13 protein-coding genes and 2 pseudogenes are annotated in these 16,256 nt (G+C 63.6%); 11 read left to right on the top strand and 4 right to left on the bottom strand.

Annotated features, from left to right (window positions below; translation table 11 throughout):
- The first annotated feature begins 243 nt into the window (after window positions 1-243).
- Window positions 244-591, top strand: coding sequence for a PilZ domain-containing protein (locus HNO88_RS19960; protein ID WP_312857135.1), 348 nt, complete (start codon window positions 244-246; stop codon window positions 589-591).
- Window positions 592-702: 111 nt separating this feature from the next.
- Here HNO88_RS19960 and HNO88_RS19955 read toward each other — a convergent pair whose 3' ends face one another.
- Window positions 703-954 (bottom strand): hypothetical protein, encoded by a 252-nt coding sequence (locus tag HNO88_RS19955; RefSeq protein WP_246382153.1) that lies wholly within the window; start codon window positions 952-954, stop codon window positions 703-705.
- A 462-nt stretch (window positions 955-1,416) separates the two neighbouring features.
- On the opposite strand from HNO88_RS19955, the gene sciP reads away from it, so the two are divergent.
- The 4 genes and pseudogenes from sciP to HNO88_RS19935 all read left to right on the top strand — a co-directional run bounded on the left by sciP (window position 1,417) and on the right by HNO88_RS19935 (window position 4,721).
- Window positions 1,417-1,725: a CtrA inhibitor SciP gene (gene sciP / locus HNO88_RS19950; protein WP_184250025.1), complete on the top strand. Its 309-nt coding sequence runs from the start codon at window positions 1,417-1,419 to the stop codon at window positions 1,723-1,725.
- 307 nt (window positions 1,726-2,032) lie between these two features.
- Window positions 2,033-2,347 carry a nuclear transport factor 2 family protein gene (locus HNO88_RS19945; RefSeq protein WP_221420127.1) on the top strand — a complete coding sequence of 105 codons (315 nt, stop codon included), beginning with the start codon at window positions 2,033-2,035 and terminating at the stop codon, window positions 2,345-2,347.
- 286 nt (window positions 2,348-2,633) lie between these two features.
- Window positions 2,634-3,550: pseudogene (locus HNO88_RS19940) on the top strand (tyrosine-type recombinase/integrase).
- A gap of 5 nt (window positions 3,551-3,555) precedes the next feature.
- Window positions 3,556-4,721, top strand: a pseudogene (locus HNO88_RS19935) (IS91 family transposase).
- Window positions 4,722-5,336: 615 nt separating this feature from the next.
- Here the strand turns inward: HNO88_RS19935 and HNO88_RS19930 are convergent.
- Together HNO88_RS19930 and HNO88_RS19925 are read right to left on the bottom strand one after the other, a co-directional pair.
- A complete protein-coding gene (locus HNO88_RS19930; protein ID WP_246382151.1) occupies window positions 5,337-6,113 on the bottom strand; it encodes a glycosyltransferase family 2 protein in 777 nt (258 codons plus the stop codon).
- 29 nt (window positions 6,114-6,142) lie between these two features.
- Window positions 6,143-9,043: a TonB-dependent receptor plug domain-containing protein gene (locus tag HNO88_RS19925; protein WP_246382148.1), complete on the bottom strand. Its 2,901-nt coding sequence runs from the start codon at window positions 9,041-9,043 to the stop codon at window positions 6,143-6,145.
- A gap of 128 nt (window positions 9,044-9,171) precedes the next feature.
- Between HNO88_RS19925 and HNO88_RS19920 the strand changes: the two genes are divergently transcribed.
- Genes HNO88_RS19920 through HNO88_RS19910 form a run of 3 tightly spaced genes read left to right on the top strand, consistent with a single transcriptional unit; the run spans window position 9,172 to window position 12,181 of the window.
- Window positions 9,172-10,440 carry an extracellular solute-binding protein gene (locus tag HNO88_RS19920; protein ID WP_184250019.1) on the top strand — a complete coding sequence of 423 codons (1,269 nt, stop codon included), beginning with the start codon at window positions 9,172-9,174 and terminating at the stop codon, window positions 10,438-10,440.
- Entirely contained in the window at window positions 10,437-11,333 is an 897-nt protein-coding gene (locus HNO88_RS19915; protein WP_312857134.1) for a carbohydrate ABC transporter permease, read from the top strand. The genes HNO88_RS19920 and HNO88_RS19915 overlap by 4 nt, the downstream gene beginning before the upstream one ends.
- Complete coding sequence (locus HNO88_RS19910) at window positions 11,324-12,181, top strand: carbohydrate ABC transporter permease (RefSeq protein ID WP_312857133.1); 858 nt, start codon at window positions 11,324-11,326, stop codon at window positions 12,179-12,181. The genes HNO88_RS19915 and HNO88_RS19910 overlap by 10 nt, the downstream gene beginning before the upstream one ends.
- Here HNO88_RS19910 and HNO88_RS19905 read toward each other — a convergent pair.
- Window positions 12,171-13,247, bottom strand: a complete 1,077-nt coding sequence (locus tag HNO88_RS19905) for an ABC transporter ATP-binding protein (RefSeq protein WP_312857132.1) — start codon at window positions 13,245-13,247, stop codon at window positions 12,171-12,173. The two genes, HNO88_RS19910 and HNO88_RS19905, sit on opposite strands and share 11 nt — an antisense overlap.
- Before the next feature lie 331 nt (window positions 13,248-13,578).
- On the opposite strand from HNO88_RS19905, the gene HNO88_RS19900 reads away from it, so the two are divergent.
- The 3 genes from HNO88_RS19900 (at window position 13,579) to HNO88_RS19890 (ending at window position 16,214) form a co-directional block, all read left to right on the top strand.
- The gene (locus HNO88_RS19900; RefSeq protein WP_184250013.1) at window positions 13,579-14,379 is read left to right on the top strand and encodes an ATP-grasp fold amidoligase family protein; all 801 of its coding nucleotides are present in this window, start codon (window positions 13,579-13,581) and stop codon (window positions 14,377-14,379) included.
- A 229-nt stretch (window positions 14,380-14,608) separates the two neighbouring features.
- Window positions 14,609-15,973, top strand: a complete 1,365-nt coding sequence (locus HNO88_RS19895) for an ABC1 kinase family protein (RefSeq protein WP_184250010.1) — start codon at window positions 14,609-14,611, stop codon at window positions 15,971-15,973.
- Between the two features lie 4 nt (window positions 15,974-15,977).
- Window positions 15,978-16,214, top strand: coding sequence for a hypothetical protein (locus tag HNO88_RS19890; RefSeq protein ID WP_184250007.1), 237 nt, complete (start codon window positions 15,978-15,980; stop codon window positions 16,212-16,214).
- The last annotated feature ends 42 nt before the right edge of the window (window positions 16,215-16,256 follow it).

The raw sequence follows: 16,256 nt of genomic DNA, 5'->3' as shown, positions 1-16,256 counted from the left end.
CGATGTTCTATAGCGGGACCTTAACTTTGCCAATCTTGAACAGGCCGCGGCTTCATCAACTCTTCGGTGCCGGAGCAACCATTGAGGACGCGAGGGCCTGACAGCCACCGACGTGCGCTATACAGGCTCGAGCCGATGGACAGGAGGCCGGAGCCGCTTCGCGGCCGTGAGCGCCTTAAGACTTCAGTAACACTCTGGCACCATGGTCATGGCTGAGCGGGTATTCGGGGGCGAATACGAGGCATGGCCGACATGATGAAAGCCGCGCAGGGTGATGCTTACGCTGATGCCACCCAAGAGGATCGATCGGCGGCTCGGACCAAATGCACTCTACCTGCAACCCTGAGGCCGATCGGCGGCAAGACTCTGCAGACCGTGGTGCGTGACCTGTCGCCGTTCGGCTTCTCGGCTACCGCAATCAGCCCAATTGCAAAGGGCACGACTTGCTGGCTGACCATACCCGGCCTCGAGCCGGTCGCCGCCAAAGCGGTCTGGTGGGAGCGCGGCCTCGTCGGCTGCGAATTTGTGCGGCTCCTCAAGCCCAGTGATCTGGAGAACGCTATACCGGCAACACGTCTCGGCTCGGCGTGAAGCGGCGAGCAGAGCTGGGCCCGCGACCGGTTAGCCCCGCCGCTCCAGCAACGCTTCGATAGTTGAAGGTTCGAGCATCTGCCTGAAGGCACAGGCGACAACGCCCCCTTTCTACCACACGATCTCGGCCTCAAGAGCCGGCATATCGCTGAGCGTCAGCCAACAGGTCGTACCGGGCTGCAGGCGAGCGATGGCGATCGCCGCGAAGCCTGAGCGCGAGTTGTCTCGTGTGTTTGTCACCAGGCGCTTGCCGCCTGCTGGGCGCAAGAAACCCGGGATGGCCATGCGGGCACGCGGCGCCGACCGGTCTTCCTGTGTCTCGTACTCGTAGCTACCGACTTGTGGCGTTATCTTGATCATCATGCAGGTGCGACCCCTTGCCATCCCCGTTCTGATCGCCTGAACCGCACGGAACAAAAGTTTACGCAATTCTTGCTGCTATCGCACTGCCTATCTTGATCCCTCGACACAAAGCAGGCGCAACGTGGCCCGCGGATCGAGGAACCTTTGCGATTTATCTTCAACCTGCGGGAACCAAAGGCCGCGCAACTGCATTAACCCGTCGCACGAAAGCTCCGTACGGTGAGTTAAAACTCCCATAAGTTGAGCCGATGAACAGCCGCTCATCTAGTTCTGCGCCAGTTAAACAGATACTTCGATGCATTCGCACGGAAACATTGTTCCCGCGGCGTACGCTGGCGTAAATGCCTCGAGAAGATCGCCTTAACTCTTTTGTTAACCATTTCTGGCATGACCCCGTTAACAGTTGAGGCGCATACACGCTTCAACAGTGCCGTCAGGCAGTATTTTGCTGGAGTATGCGCGATGCCGCAGATAATCGATACGCCCGTGCAAGAAGTCGATGGACCCAACGGCGAACGGCTGACAAAGGACAATTTGCCGCCACGCGACACCTCGCGGCGGGTCGCTCGGCGGAAGGCCGAAGTGGTGGCTGCCGTGAACGGCGGGTTGCTGAGCGTTCCAGAGGCTTGCGAGCGGTACGCGCTCTCGCTTGAGGAACTGGTCTCCTGGCAACGCGCGGTCGATCGAGACGGGATGCCTGGTCTGCGCGCCAGCAAGGTTCAGCAGAACCGCAACAAGCACGAGCGCGCGAACCGCCGGGTGCCCGCTTAAGCCACCAGAACGAGGGACGAGCGGGGCTGAGCGCTCGTCCTGGCTCCTCAGCAAGAACATCGCGCGAAATCGTCAGCGATAAGGTCCCTACCAAATTTCGACCCACGTGCGACATTTAGCCCACCCAGTGCGCTCTCCAACTCGGCCCGCTCGTTCATCGCGCTATGACACAGCGGTCGGTGAGCAGAAGGACCATCTTTAAGGCTCATCTGGTTAGGATTGCGGCCCCTCACCTTCTCCGCCAACATCGCTCGAGAAAGTGGCGGTGTGCAACGAAGGGGCGTATGATGCGACGAACGCTACCGAGATGTTGGCTGTGACGGCGGCTTTGGGCGCAACCACTATTGCGGTTGCACAAGCATCCTCGCTACAAATCGAAGCTCGGATCGCCATCGTGCAAGCGCAAGTGGATGCCTTCAACAAAGGCGACTTGGATGCGTTCGCGTCCTCCTATGCCGAAGATGTGGAACTCTTCGATCTTGGACCTGAGGCCAAGCTGCACCTGTCTGGCCGAGCGGCCCTCATTGCGCTACAAGCCAGTGCTGACGAAGTACCATCCAAAGGCGACAATCCTGTCGCGCATGGAGGCACGCGCTTTCATTATCGACAAGGAGCGGACTGAGGCAGGAAGCAGATCCAGCGAGGGCGCTGTCATCTATCAGGTCGAGTTCGGCAATATCAGCAGGGCTTGGTTCACTCCCTGATCGTGGAGCGCACAAACAGTCCTCTTCACAGTTTCGTCTGCTTGCGAGACGCAAACCCTTGCGGCATTGTGGCGTACTGACCCACAGCACGAAGCCGCTGCGCGGCATGGGAGCGGGGCGGTCAGGTAGCGCTGGTACGTTGAGGTTTGGCGAGGGATAGATAGCAGCGGACGATGGAGATCCTTCGGCAAAAGGACCGCGACGATGGCGACTCTTCCGATAGACCGGCCTGTTTCCCCACTGCGTCAGCGCATGATCGACGATATGACAATGCGCGCGATGAGGTCGCGCACCCAGCACGACTATGTCCGTCACGTTCGTGCCTTCGCCGCCTTCCTGCGACGATCGCCTGATACCGCGACAGCCGAGGATGTGCGGCGCTTCCAGCTTCATCAGCGCGAGCACGGTGTGGGTGAGTCCGTCATCAACGGCTCCGTATCGGCATTGCGCTTTCTGTTCGATGTGACGCTTGAGCGCCCTGACCTCTCGCGGCGCCCGGTGCTGGCGCATCGTCCCAGAAGCTGCCTGACGTACTGAGCATCGAGGAAGTGGCAAAGCTGCTCGAGGCGGCACCGGGGACCAAGTATCGGGCGGCGCTCGGCGTTGCCTATGGCGCGGGGCTGCGTGTTTCTGAGGTCGCGCACCTCAAGGCCGACAATATTGACATCAAGCGGATGCTGATCCGCATCGAAGAGGGTAAAGGGCGCAAGGACCGCAACGCCATGCTCTCGCCCCAGCTGCTCGAGCTGCTGCGTTTGTGGTGGCGCGAGGGCAAGCGGCGTAGCGTCCTGCTGCCGCATGGCCGGCTGTTCCCCGGGCGTAGCTACACCGACCCGATCGCGACACGGCAGTTGCACCGAGCCGTCTGCGAAGCGGCCGAGGCGGCAGGGATCCGCAAGCGCGTCAGCCCACATACGCTGCGACACAGTTTCGCCACCCACCTGCTCGAGCAGGATGTGAACATCCGCGTGATCCAGGTCCTGCTCGGTCATAGCAAACTCGAGACGACAGCGCTCTACACCAAGGTCGCCACGCGCACGATCCATGCGGTGACTGGTCCGCTCGACCGGCTGATGACGCTGATGCAAGGCCAGACACGAAGGGGTCCGCCCGCCGGCTGAGCGAGGTGCGCACCTCACTCGAGGTCGCCGACATCTTCCGCAGCGCCGGCCCTGTGTACCGGGCGTCCCACGCAGGGCATCTGAGCCTACACCAGCTCAAGGTCATGTCGGCGATCGAGCATTGTCGCACCGCCGCGCTCGGCGGCCACACCGAGGCCTGCACCGACTGCGGGCACTGACGGATTGCCTACAACTCCTGCCGCAACAGTCACTCCCCGCGGTGCCTGGGTGCCGCCGCGCGCACGTGGCTTGAGGCGCGTGAGGCCGATCTGCTGCCATTGGGCTACTTTCATGTCGTTTTCACGCTACGCGCGGAGGTCGCGGACATCGTCAACCACAACAAGACCGCGCTCTATGGCCTGCTGTTCAAGGCCGCTTGCGATACAATGATGACGATTGCGACAGACCCCAAGCACCTAGGCGCCAGGATCGGCATCACCGCTGTGCTTCACACGTGGGGCTCCGTAATGACGCACCATCCGCACATTCACATGATCGTGCCGGGCGGCGGCATCGCCCGGGATGGCTCGCGATGGGTATCGTCCCGCCCGGCATTCCTGCTGCCCGAGCGTCCTGAGCAAGTTGTTTCGGCGCCTGTTCCTGACCGAGCTGCTGGCACTGCATCAGGCTCGTCGTATCGCCTTCTACGGCAGCATGGAGCCCCCCGCCGACCGACGCGCCTTCCTGCGCCATCTCTCCGGTCAGGAAGAAGAGCTGGGTCGTCTATGCCAAGCCGCCGTTTGCAGGACCTGAGGCCGTCTTCGCCCATCTTTCGCGCTACACACATCGGGTTGTGATCTCGAACAGTCGCCTTCTGCGCATCGATGATGCCGAGGTGACCTTCCGGTACAAAGATTATCGCCGCAACGGAGCCGACCGCCAGCAGGCCATGACGTTGACTGCCGACGAATTCATCCGCCGCTTCCTGCTTCACGTCCTGCTCAAGGGCTTCCACCGCATCCGCCATCGCGGCCTGCTCGCCAGCTCTGCCCGCAAGACCATTCTCGCTCGCGCCCGAAAGCTGCTGGGTATCGCGTCGCCGCCTGCCGACACTTTCAAAGACCTGCCCGATGTCCGCCCGCCTTGTCCTTGCTGCGGCGGGCACATGGTCATCATCGAAAACTTTGAGCGCTGGCAACAGCCGCGAGCCCCACCCCAAGCCACCCTGTGAACCGGGATGATCGCACCATGACCCGGCATGGCTTGGCTGCAAACTACGCTGTCGCCCTGCTTTCGGCGTCAAGGCCGCTCGCGCCGCCGCGGCCTGGCACCATGTCGAAACCTGATCAGCGCCGCGCCACAGTGAGCGGCGGGTCCAGATGACGGCCGTAACTACTCTACCACCGGCGCTCGATACCTGGATCGCCAACCGTCGCACTGGCCTAAGGACCTAGCGGAAACCGCTTTCCTCATAGCTACCGTATGCGGGCCGCGGCCTCCTGCTTTAGAGGATATCGTACACCTCGCGGTGCCCGATTTCCTTCACACCTCCGGCCATTTAGGCGGCCCTTTTTCACTCCCCAACTTCTGCCGCTCGTTCATGAGAACTTCGACCCTCTTCAGGAGCTGGCTTACGTCACAATGAAAAGACGTTGAGCAAGACATTAACGTCATCGCTGGCTGCACCCAGGCGCTACGACCCGATGTCGGCTGTTCCTGGATGCTCATCGACTTCTCGTTTCCTGCCAATTGCTCATACTTCGCAACCTCGCTGACTTCAGTGGAAACAATCTCACGGTTGATGCGAGCAAATCAGCCATTCAGAGCGCGAACCAGACCGCCGTTGTCAACGACGGTACTGGTAACCTTTTAGATACGGGTGTGCGAGGACACGCTTGGCATTGTGGCGCCCGGCGTCAACGTCGTTCATGAGCCGTGCCCCTGCAACGGTGCGGTACGCCGCGACAACGGCGTTGATACGCTTAAAGCGAGCGCCGCTCGCGGCCAACCGTGTGTAGAAGTCCCAATCGTTGCAGTTGTGGAAGCTAGGGTCAAAACCGCTGACGGCACAAGCCGCCTCTCGCCGGACGATCGACCAGGAGGGACCGATCACCCCGCCGCTGGCCAGTGCCGCGCGCAGTTCACCACCGTCCCAGCCACACTCACCGGGTTGGAGCGCACCGTCCTCTTCCATACGGCTGAAATGGCCAACCACCACGTCCGTCTCGCGCATCAGCGTGGCGCTCAGCAAGGCGCTGGCAGCACCGGAACGCCAGACATCGTCGCTGTCGAGGAACGCCACCCAAGGCGAACGGCACAGCGCCAGCCCTACGTTGCGCGCGCTCGAAGCGCCGGCGTTGCGTGGCAGGACAACGGCGATCACCCGACCTGGATGCACGTCGGCAAGGGCTTGGATGGTAGCGGCACTGAAGTCGGTGCTGCCGTCATCGACCACGATCACGCGGGTCGGCGCGTGCTCCTGCGCCAGCACGCTTGCGACCGCATCAGCCACCACGTGAGCGCGATTATGGCAGGGGATGACGACATCGTATTCAGGCAGGGAAAGATCGGTGGGGAAAACGTCGGTGCTTGCGTGCATGCTACGATATGTGCGCTGCAGCATGTTCGATCAAGGGCGTCTTCCCCGACCGCCTAGCGACTGCCCAGCGTCATCTTCGCACCTGCGTAGAAGTAGCGACCCACCGGCGAGATCGGCACGTTGGTCTCAAAGCCGATGTCCGGCTTATCGTTGGTGAAATTGTTCACGCCGGCATAGAATGCGAACGCCTCCGCGGCCTGGTACTGCGCTCGGATGTCGTGCTGCCACAGCTCCTTGAAGCGGAAGTACTCGGGCGCGACGTAGCTGGGATTGTTGGCGGTTTCGACGCGTGCAAACCGGCGCACGCCGTTCTGCCAGCGAAGGTTGTAGTTCACGGTGAATTCTCCCAGGGTCCAAGTGGGCGAGAACGTGACATTGTACTTTGGGCGGAACGGGCGGTCGCGGTTGTCCTCGACATCGGCGCCGATGGTGGGGACCTGCTCCAGCCGATGGAGATAGCCGCCAACCAGGCGCACGTCGAAGGTGCCGATCCGGGCAGTCGCGACCTGGTAGGACGCGTTGAACTCCAGGCCGGCCGTGCGGAACGCTGCGACGTTCTCGGGCTGCACGATGTAGCTGTCGATATAGCCGGTGCCGGCCTGACGGCTGATCGCGTCGCAGAACGGGTTGTCGGTGCTGGGCTGGTCGACGCACAGTGCCGCAACCGTCGAAGCGGTGGCGGTGTTGATCGCGGCCTTGATGCGGATGTCGTACCAATCGACGGCGATCTGCAGGCGCGGCACGAAGCTGGGCCGCAGCATCACGCCGGCAGTCCAGGTGCGCGCGGTCTCCGCCTTGAGACTGGCGTTGCCTTGCCGCGCGCCGGGGATGTTGACGTTGGCGTTGGGATTGTTGGCGCTGGTGAACGTAGCCGCGTTGCCGCCTGCCGCGCTGATCAGCGCAGCGCAGTTTGCCGCGCGATATTGGGTGCCATCTCCGCGAGCGCCGAGATAGCAGGAATCGGAGATGAAATCGCTGTCTCCAGTGCGGGGACGGAAGACCTCGGCGATGTTCGGCGCGCGAACCGATTGACCGTAGGAACCCCGGAACGTGACCGCTTCGACCGGGGCCCAGACACCGTTGAACTGGTAGGTCCTGGTACTTCCGACAGTGGAGTAATCGGAGTAGCGCCCTGCCGCTCCGACAGAGAGCAGGTGCGCGAGTGGCTGGTCCTTCAGCAATGGCAGGTTGAGCTCGCCGAAAGCTTCCCAGACGTCGAACTTGCCGCTTGACGCAGTCGGGATGACGTATTCGTCATACTGATAAAAGACGTTGTCGAGCAGTTCCTGCGCCGGCCGGAAGCGGCTCGATTCACGGCGGTACTCGCCGCCGAACGCGAACTGGACAGGGTCGCCGGGCAGCTCGAACAGCGCACCGAAGTCGCCGCTGAGCGAGGCGTTGAAGACGTGCTGCTCCAGGCGGGCGCTACTCACCGGATCGGACAGGTAGTAGTCGTATGAGGCTGGGTTGACGGTATTTGCGCCAAAGGTATTGACCGGCACGCAGCCTGCGGCTCTCGCGGCGGCCGAACGGCAGACGATCTGCCCGGTCGCGGGATCGCGAACGGCGTCGAGCGCGGCAGTGAACTGGTCACCAAGCCGGTCGTTCAGCTTGGTCGCGCGCACGTCGGTGCGGCCATAGGTGTAGTAGGCGTCATACGTGGCGTGGTCCGAGATCCTGCCCGAGACATCCACCACTCCGCGCCAGGTGCGGCGGCGGTCCTCCTCGCCGCGGCGAGGAATATCGAAGTTGTTGCGGCTGATATCGATCGACGTCAGCCCCGCCTGCTGCGCGGCCGCAAGGATCGTGGCTGGGACGAACGGGTTGTCCAGCGTGACCGTGGCTGGATAGTTGCCGCCATAGCCGGTGAAGGTACGCACGGTGCTCTGGACGAACTTGCCCTCTATGCTGACCTTGAACGCCTCGGAAGCTTCGAACCGGCCAAGCAGGTTCACGGCATGGCGCTCGGTCTTGGGGAAGATGTCGCCAATGTAGCCGGCTACCGGCGTGTCGTCGCCGCCCAAAGAGTATGCGTCGTTGTCGAGCACCGTGCCCGGCGCGTATATGCGCCCATCGCCACGATAGCGCACGCCGCCGATATCGGCGTAGCCGTAGGTCGAGCTGTCCGGATAGCGGATGTCGCGCAAGGGGCCTTTCTGGTAGCTGCCGGCAACCGCAGGGTCGTAGCCGTTCAGGTTGACGAAGTTCGCGCGGTTGGCGCTGCGCAGGTACTTGCGGTCGTCGTTCGCGAGCGGGTCCTCGGCATTGTACTCGTAAGCGAGCGTGAGATTGCCACGGTCGTCCGCGAAGTTGCGCCCGGCGACGAACGAGGCAAAGCGGTTGCCAGCGTCACCCTCCTGCGAGATGCCGAATTGGGCGCGTGCGGCGACACCGTCGAAGTCGCGGCGCAGCACGAAGTTGACCACCCCGGAGACGCCATCCGCACCGTAGACCGCCGAGGCCGCGCCCGTCAGCACGTCGATACGCTCGATCAGGTCGGTCGGTATAGTGTTGATGTCGACCGCAGCGCTGTCGGGCTGACTGGCGACGTGACGGCGGCCGTTGACCAGCACCAGCGTCCGATTGGTGCCGAGGCCGCGCAAGTCCAGCAGGTTCAGTCCGACTTGTCCGAGCGCACCATCGGCTTGGGAGTTGCCCGCGGTGCGGGTGCTGTCGAGTGAGTTGGTCAGCGCCGGAACACGCTGCAGGAAGGTGGTGACGTTGGTGTTGCCTGACTGCGCGATGGCGGCGGCATCAAACGACACCACCGGATTGGGCGCGGCATAGTCGGGCCGCCGGATGCGCGATCCGGTGACAACGATCGTGTCGGCTGAAGCCGCGGTATCGCCGCCGCTCGAAGCAGATGTCGGTGCATCCTGCGCGACGGCGGGCTTAGCCGCCAGCAAGATGGCCGAACCTGCGAGCAGCATGCCGCGCGTTGTAAACGTTGTCATCGCCTGGAGCACCCCTGCTTGGCCGGCCTGTAGCGCGGCCGTGTACGGGAAACCGACGAGTCTGCCGTTTGTTACGTCGCCCCTGCGGGCAACTGGCGCTGTTGGGTGAGGTCGGCCAAGGTGGCATCATGGGAGATCGGGGCAGGCGCCAGGACGGCGTCACGCGCAGGAGCGTCCTGGCCGGTGCGGCAGCGCTGGCAGCTTCATCCTGCGGGCCGCGTTCGGCCAGCCCACCGCTGCGGTTCTGGGCGACCAGCTACGAAGGCGATTATGCACCGCATTTGATGCCAGCCTTCACCGCGGCAACCGGCATCAAGGTCGACGTGCAATCGGTGCCCTCGACCGCCACCCACGAAAAGATGTTGACTGCCTTCGCCGGTGGGGCGCTACCCGATGTCTTCGTGCTGCCGTCCGGGTGGATCGGCGAGTTCGCGATGATCGGCGCGCTCGCACCGGTGCCAGCGCTCGACTACGTGGAGGACATCGTCCCATCGGCGCTCGCGCTGGCGCAGATCGAAGGCAAGAACTTCGCGGTGCCCTGGTCCGCTGCGCCGCAGGTACAGTTCTATCGGCGCGACCTGTTGCGTGATGCAGGCTACGATACGCCGGCCGACACATGGACAGCATGGCGTGAGATGGGCCGCGCAATCAAGCACCGCCGACCCGACGAGTTCGTCTTCCTCACCCTGCTGAACTGGCCCGACACGCTATTTTCGATGCTGTACCAGACCGGCATGACCATGCTGCGCGAACGTGACACGCGCGGCAACTTCCGCTCGCCCGAGGCGGAATTTGCCTTTGCCTTCTACCTCTCGCTTTTCACCGAGAAACTCGCGCCGCGTGCACTGTCCACTGAGGTGCAGGACGCCTTCGCTGCGTTCGCGCAAGGACGCTACGCCGTATGGCCGAGCTGGCCGTCGCTGCTGCTCGACCTTCATCGCCGCCGAGCCGAAATTCCGCGCGAACGCTGGGGTGTAGCGCGGCTGGCCGGCCCTAATGGCTTCGGTCCGGCAGCGATGATCGCCTCGAACGTGGCTGTCAGCGCACGCACGACGCAGCCAGAGTCAGCCTGGGCGCTGGTCCGCCACCTGACATCCACCGCCACTGAGCTGCGCTTCCAACAGCTAATCGGTAACCTGCCGGCACGTGAGACGGCCTGGACTTTGCCGCAGCTGCAGGTGCCGATGCTGCGCCCCTTCGCCGAGCAGATGCGGCAGCCGGCCATGGCGCCCAAGATCGTCGAGTGGGAGCGCATTCAGATCGAGGTCCAGCTGGTCGCCGAACACGTCGTGCGCGGATTGCTGACGATCCCGCAGGCGCTCGCGACGATCGACGAGCGCATCGACCAGATCCTCGCCAAGCGTCGCGCGCTGGTCGAGGCGGGACGCATCACGTGACCCGGCCAGCCATGACTGGGCAGGAACGCACCGCCTGGCTATTCACCGGACCGGTGCTTGCGATCATCCTGGCGGTGCTGGTGCTGCCGGTCACCCTGGCGCTGGCGCTCAGCCTCACCGACTACAGCATCTACGCGCTGGCGGATTGGGACAACGTGAAGTTCGTTGGCCTGGGCAACTTCGCAGAGCTGCTGCGTACCGCCCTGTTCTGGCGCGCACTGGCGAACACTGCGCTTTTCGCGGTGCTCGGCGTGCCGATGGCGATCGGCGCCTCGCTGGGCGCGGCGCTGCTGCTGCATGACGCCACCGTGCGTTGGAAGCCGCTGTGGCGGGTCGCCTTGTTCGTCCCTTACGTCACGAGCGTGGTGGCGACGGCGGTGGTCTGGCGTTTCCTGCTCAACACGCGCTTCGGCCTCATCAACTACGCGTTGGGCTGGCTGGGCCTGCCGCCCGCTGACTGGTTGGGCGATCCCCATGCTTCGATCCCGGCGATCCTGCTGTTCGTCACCTGGAAGATCTTCGGCTATAACATGATCGTGTTCACGGCCGCACTCTCTGCGGTGCCGCAGGACCTGATGGAGGCCGCGCGGCTCGACGGCGCCTCGCGCTGGGGCCGCTTTCGACACGTCACCCTGCCCGCGATCGGGCCGACGCTGCTGCTCGCCTCGGTGATGAGCGTGGCCGGGTTCCTCCAGATCTTCGCCGAGCCATACGTCATGACGCTGGGCGGCCCGGCACAAAGCACCGTTACCGTGCTTTACTTCATGTTTGACGAAGGGTTCAAATGGTGGAACCTGGGGCAAGCCTCGGCAGTGGCGATGATCCTGTTCGTGCTGATCCTGGCGATCACCTTTGTCGAGACGCGGATTGGAAAGCGGAACGCGTGGCTGTGACTCGCCGCCGCACCCGCGCGATCGTCGCCAACTCGCTCGTCGCGCTGCTGACTGCCGTGACGCTGGTCCCGCTGTTCTGGATGGTCACCGTTTCGTTCATGCCGCGCGGCGCCTCCAGCCACTTCCCGCCGCCGTTCTGGCCCGAACGCTGGACGGGCGAGAACTACTACGAGCTGCTGGTCCGCCGCGAGATCGACGGCGCGTGGTTTGACTATCGCGTGCTGCCCGCGCTGGGCAACAGCTTGCTGATCGCAATCATGGCAACCGTGCTCGGGCTGCTGCTGACAGTTCCGGCGGGTTATGCCTTCGCCAAGTTGCGCTTCACCGGGCGCGAGCGGCTGCTGAAGCTGCTGATCGCCGGGCTGGTGGTGCCGGGTCAGGTGGCGATGCTGCCGCTGTTCCTGCTGTTCAAGGAGCTGGGCCTGGTCAATAGCTACGCTGGCGTGATCCTGCCCGGACTGGCGGGGATCTTCTCAGTCCTGTTCGTGCGCCAGGCGGCGCTGGCGATCCCTGACGAGATGCTCGATGCGGCGCGGCTAGATGGCGCGAGTGAGACGCGCATCTTCCGCTTGATCGTGCTGCCGCTGCTGGCGCCGATCACCGTCACCCTGGCGCTGTTCCTGTTCTTGGGCAGCTGGAACGATTTCCTGTGGCCGCTGATCGTGCTGACTGACCAGCACAAGTACACCTTGCCCGTCGCGATCGCTGCCATTGTGCGCGAACATGCCGCCGATGGCGAGCTGATGATGGCCGCCTCGGTGGTGACGACGCTGCCGGTGCTGCTGATCTTCCTGCCCCTGCAGCGCTACTACATCAGCGGATTGCTTGGTGGCAGCATCAAGGGCTGAGCCGCGGCAGGGCCTGCCCCCGCTCATCGAAGACGTGGACATGCCTAGGCGGCATGCTGAAGCGCAACGTCTCGCCCAGTGTCACCAAGCGATCACCAGGAAGTTGCGCGACCACTGTGCCGATCCCGCCACGGGCGCCTAGATGCGCGAAGGAGAGCGGTCCCAGCCGTTCGAACAGTTCCACCTCACCGCCGATCGGCCCCTGCTCGTGTGCCACCAAGTGTTCGGGCCGCAAGCCGACTGTAACCGTCTGACCCACGCGATCGGCGGCGGCTCGAACGTGAGCGCTTAGTGTCGTGTCTCCGGGCAGGCGCAGGGTGACCCCTCGCTCGTCCACGGCGTCAAGAACCGCCGGGATCAGGTTCATACCGGGCGAGCCGATCGCCCGCGCCACCGCCAGCGTCGCCGGTGCGGCGTAAAGCTCGAGCGGTGCGCCGACCTGCTCGATCCGGCCCTCGCTCATGACGACGATCCGGTTGGCGAGCGTCATCGCCTCAAGCTGGTCATGCGTCACGTAGATCATTGTCGCACCCAGGCGGCCATGCAGACGTGCGAACTCATGTCGCATGCGGACCCGCAACTCCGCATCCAGATTGGACAGCGGTTCGTCCAGCAGCAGCACGCGCGGCTCACGCACGATGGCGCGCGCGATCGATACACGCTGGCGCTGGCCGCCCGAAAGCGCCGCCGGTCGACGCTTCAGCAGCGTTGTCAGAGCGAGTGCTTCGGCCACAGCCGCCACCCGCGCGCCAACCACAACCTTGCCGAGCCGCTGCACCTTCAGCGGAAAGGCGATGTTCTCCTCGACGCTCAAGTGCGGGTACAGCGCGTAGGACTGGAACACCATTGCCAGATCACGCTCGGCCGGCGCGACATCGGTGACATCGCGGCCATCGATGAACACCTGGCCGCCCGTCGGCTCTTCCAGGCCGGCGATCAGGCGCAGCAGGGTAGACTTGCCGCAGCCGGATGGTCCCACGATGACCACGAACTCGCCCTCGGCGATCTCCAGGTTGCTGGGGCACAGCGCATGGATCTGACCAAAGCGCTTGCTCAACTGGGTCACGCAGACCGATGCCAAATCTTGCGCTCACTCTCGTTTAGGTAGGCGCGAGGGATCACGTGCCTGGCTGAAGCGACACCACCAATCGGCGCGTCTGTCGAGCGTGTTTAAGGGCAAAGCTTGAGTCATGGATCGGTCCGCAGTTAACCGATAGATGACGCATTTACCCGGCCTGCGTGAGACGACCTCGGTGGATGCTTCGACAACCAGCACGGCTAATGACACTGCCGATGCACCTTCCATGACCCAGGCGAGCAATTACCGCGCAGCCGCTCCGATCTTCGAGCGCAGGTTCGGACGCCCTCCCCTGGATCCGCAGGATCCCGCCGCACTGGTGAACGACCTGATCTTTCATCGGATGATCGATCCGGACTGGTCACGGCACGAGCGCGCGTTCGTCGACAAGGAGTTTGCGAAAACGCAAGCCCGCCTGCTCGTTCCAGGTTTGGGGGTGGCGAAAACGCTTCACGTCATCGCCATGGAAGGTGTTGGTTCGGCCGCCGATCTGTGCGACCTCCTTCGCCCCTTCCTCGGCACATCCGCAATCGCGAAACCAGCGCATGCGAGCGGAATGGCGACCTTCCTGCGCGATGTCACGTCCAGCGAAGATCTGCGGTGGCTCTATGCGGTTGCCGCTTGCGACTACGCGATGGTCGTACGCGAGATGCAGTACTTCAGGCTTCCGAAGAAGGTCATAGTCGAAGCCTTGATCCCGACTGCGGACGCCAGCCCGCCAGACGATTACAAGTTCTATTGCGTGGCCGGCGAACCGCTCGTGTGCCAGATCGACCACAATCGATTTAGCAAGGCTTGGAGTCGCCTGTTCCGCGTACCCGACTTCACGCCTATGCATGACCAGGACGGGCTTGTCGCACCTTTCAGCTTCGCGCAAGCGCCACGCGACCGCACCAACGATATGGTCGCCGCAGCCCGCTCCCTGGCGGCCGGTTTCGAGTTCGTCCGCGTCGACCTCTACAACGGCTTCGATGGCGTGTACTTTGGCGAAATGACCTTTACGCCGGCAGCCTCCTTGGGAATCGCGCCGTCGATCGTGGGCGATCTGCCCGATAGCGAGACCCACCAACTATATAGTGAGATCATCATGTCGGCAGTGCGCGTCTTACGTCGCAAGTAATCTTAGCAAAATTCCATCGGGCTACGTCTGGTACGTCCTGATAGCGTCTATGAATAGGTTAAACAGCGTACACGTGCTACTTAAGGCCAACCAGCTAAGATCTGTTGCGAAACGAAGTAGAATGTCGTCGGTTACCCGGCGCGAACCGGGCTGACACGGCCGACCTACCCAAAGGGGCAAGGTCGGCCTGCGCTGGAACCCGAAGCGCTCCGCAACGGCTATGCGAGGGATGACGCAATATCGAGAGAGCGGCTTCCGCGCGGTGCCCCGTGGGCGCCTGACGCGGCTCAGCGCATTCGGCCGGCTGGCGGGGGGCGTTGCCGGCGGGATGCTAGCGGAAGGAGCCCGCCGGCTGGCCAGTGGCGAGCGGCCGCACCTCAACGACCTGATCCTCACCCCCGGCAACGCCGCCCGGCTCGCGGACCGGCTCTCGCACTTGCGCGGGGCGGCGATGAAGCTGGGGCAGATGATCTCCATGGATGCCGGAGACTTCCTGCCGGCCGAGTTGTCCGCGATCCTTGCACGCCTGCGCGACCAGGCGCAACGCATGCCGCCTTCGCAGCTCGATCGCGTGCTGAAGCAGGAGTGGGGCGCCGATTGGCGCCGGCGCTTCCGTCACTTCGAGGCGACACCGATCGCCGCCGCTTCGATCGGCCAGGTGCATCGCGCGACTCTGCCTGATGGACGCGTGTTGGCGATCAAGGTGCAGTACCCCGGCGTTGCCGACAGCATCGATGCCGATGTCGACAATGTGGCTACCTTGCTGCGCATCTCGAACCTGCTGCCCGCCACCATCGACCTCGCTCCGCTTCTCGCCGAAGCCAAGCGCCAGCTGGCGGACGAGACGGATTACCTGCGCGAAGGGCGTGAGCTCCGCCGTTTCGGAGAGCTGCTTGGCAAGGATGCGCGATATGTCGTGCCCTGCTTGGAAGAGAGCTTCACCACCGCGCGGGTGTTGGCGATGAGCTTCGTCGAGGGATTGCCGATCGAGACCCTGGCCGAAGCCGCGCAGGCGGACCGCGATCTAGCCATGACGGCACTGATCGAGCTGGTGCTGCGTGAACTGTTTGCCTTTGGCGTGATGCAGACCGACCCAAACTTCGCCAATTACCGGTGGCAACCTGAAACCAACAGGCTGGTCCTGCTGGACTTCGGGGCCGTCCGCCCGGTACCGACCGAGACCACCGATGCCTATCGCAGGCTCATCGAAGCCGGGCTCGCACGAGATCTCGACACAGTGCGCGAAACCGCCGTGCAGACGGGCTTCCTGGGGCAGGCTGCGGCAGTGGCGCACCGCCCGGCGATCGACCGGATCGTCGCGGCAATCGATGCAGCCATGAACCGTGAAGGTCCGTTCGACTTCGGCGATCGCGCGTTCGCGCCTTTGGTCCGTGAGGAGGTCAAGGCCCTGCTGGCGGATCGTGCAGCCTGGCATGTACCGCCCACCGACACGCTGTTCGTGCAGCGCAAGGTCAGTGGAACGGCCTTGCTGGCGGCGCGGCTCAAGGCAAAGGTAGCGGTCCGCGAACTTGCCGCTGCTGCAATCAGGCAACCTGGCGATGCCACATCGACACCGAAGCTCCGAGAGGACTGACAGAATGACCGACAATGCCGTGCTGACCCGCCAGCGGGAGATCGCGATCGAACACGTGCTGTTCAAGCTGATCGAGTATGTCGAGCAACGCCAAGCCGGCTTCCTCGACTTCGTTGAAGGCAGCCTCGAGCATCTGGGCGACAATGCGAGCGACGAGACCAAGGATGACGAGGCGGTGCGCGAGATCGCCCGGCGACTGATCACCGGCGCGCGGCACGAGATCGGCTCTCCCACCCGGTGAGAGCCCATGCGTCTTCGGTACCGCTCCAGCCTCCGGCACTGC

The sequence above is a fragment of the Novosphingobium chloroacetimidivorans genome (genome assembly GCF_014204535.1).
Classification (GTDB): Bacteria; Pseudomonadota; Alphaproteobacteria; order Sphingomonadales; family Sphingomonadaceae; genus Novosphingobium; species Novosphingobium chloroacetimidivorans.
The sequence above is the reverse complement of the archived record's forward strand: the minus strand, read 5'-3'. Positions and strand labels throughout refer to the sequence as shown.

What these genes read in the sequence shown, in the direction of transcription:
- HNO88_RS19930 (WP_246382151.1), bottom strand. Translation starts at nt 6,113, where the DNA reads ATGCTGCAGCGCACATATCGTAGCATGCACGCAAGCACCGACGTTTTC.
- HNO88_RS19925 (WP_246382148.1), bottom strand. Translation starts at nt 9,043, where the DNA reads ATGACAACGTTTACAACGCGCGGCATGCTGCTCGCAGGTTCGGCCATC.
- HNO88_RS19890 (WP_184250007.1), top strand. Translation starts at nt 15,978, where the DNA reads ATGACCGACAATGCCGTGCTGACCCGCCAGCGGGAGATCGCGATCGAA.
- HNO88_RS19895 (WP_184250010.1), top strand. Translation starts at nt 14,609, where the DNA reads ATGACGCAATATCGAGAGAGCGGCTTCCGCGCGGTGCCCCGTGGGCGC.
- HNO88_RS19955 (WP_246382153.1), bottom strand. Translation starts at nt 954, where the DNA reads ATGATGATCAAGATAACGCCACAAGTCGGTAGCTACGAGTACGAGACA.
- sciP (WP_184250025.1), top strand. Translation starts at nt 1,417, where the DNA reads ATGCCGCAGATAATCGATACGCCCGTGCAAGAAGTCGATGGACCCAAC.
- HNO88_RS19945 (WP_221420127.1), top strand. Translation starts at nt 2,033, where the DNA reads ATGTTGGCTGTGACGGCGGCTTTGGGCGCAACCACTATTGCGGTTGCA.
- HNO88_RS19960 (WP_312857135.1), top strand. Translation starts at nt 244, where the DNA reads ATGGCCGACATGATGAAAGCCGCGCAGGGTGATGCTTACGCTGATGCC.
- HNO88_RS19920 (WP_184250019.1), top strand. Translation starts at nt 9,172, where the DNA reads ATGGGAGATCGGGGCAGGCGCCAGGACGGCGTCACGCGCAGGAGCGTC.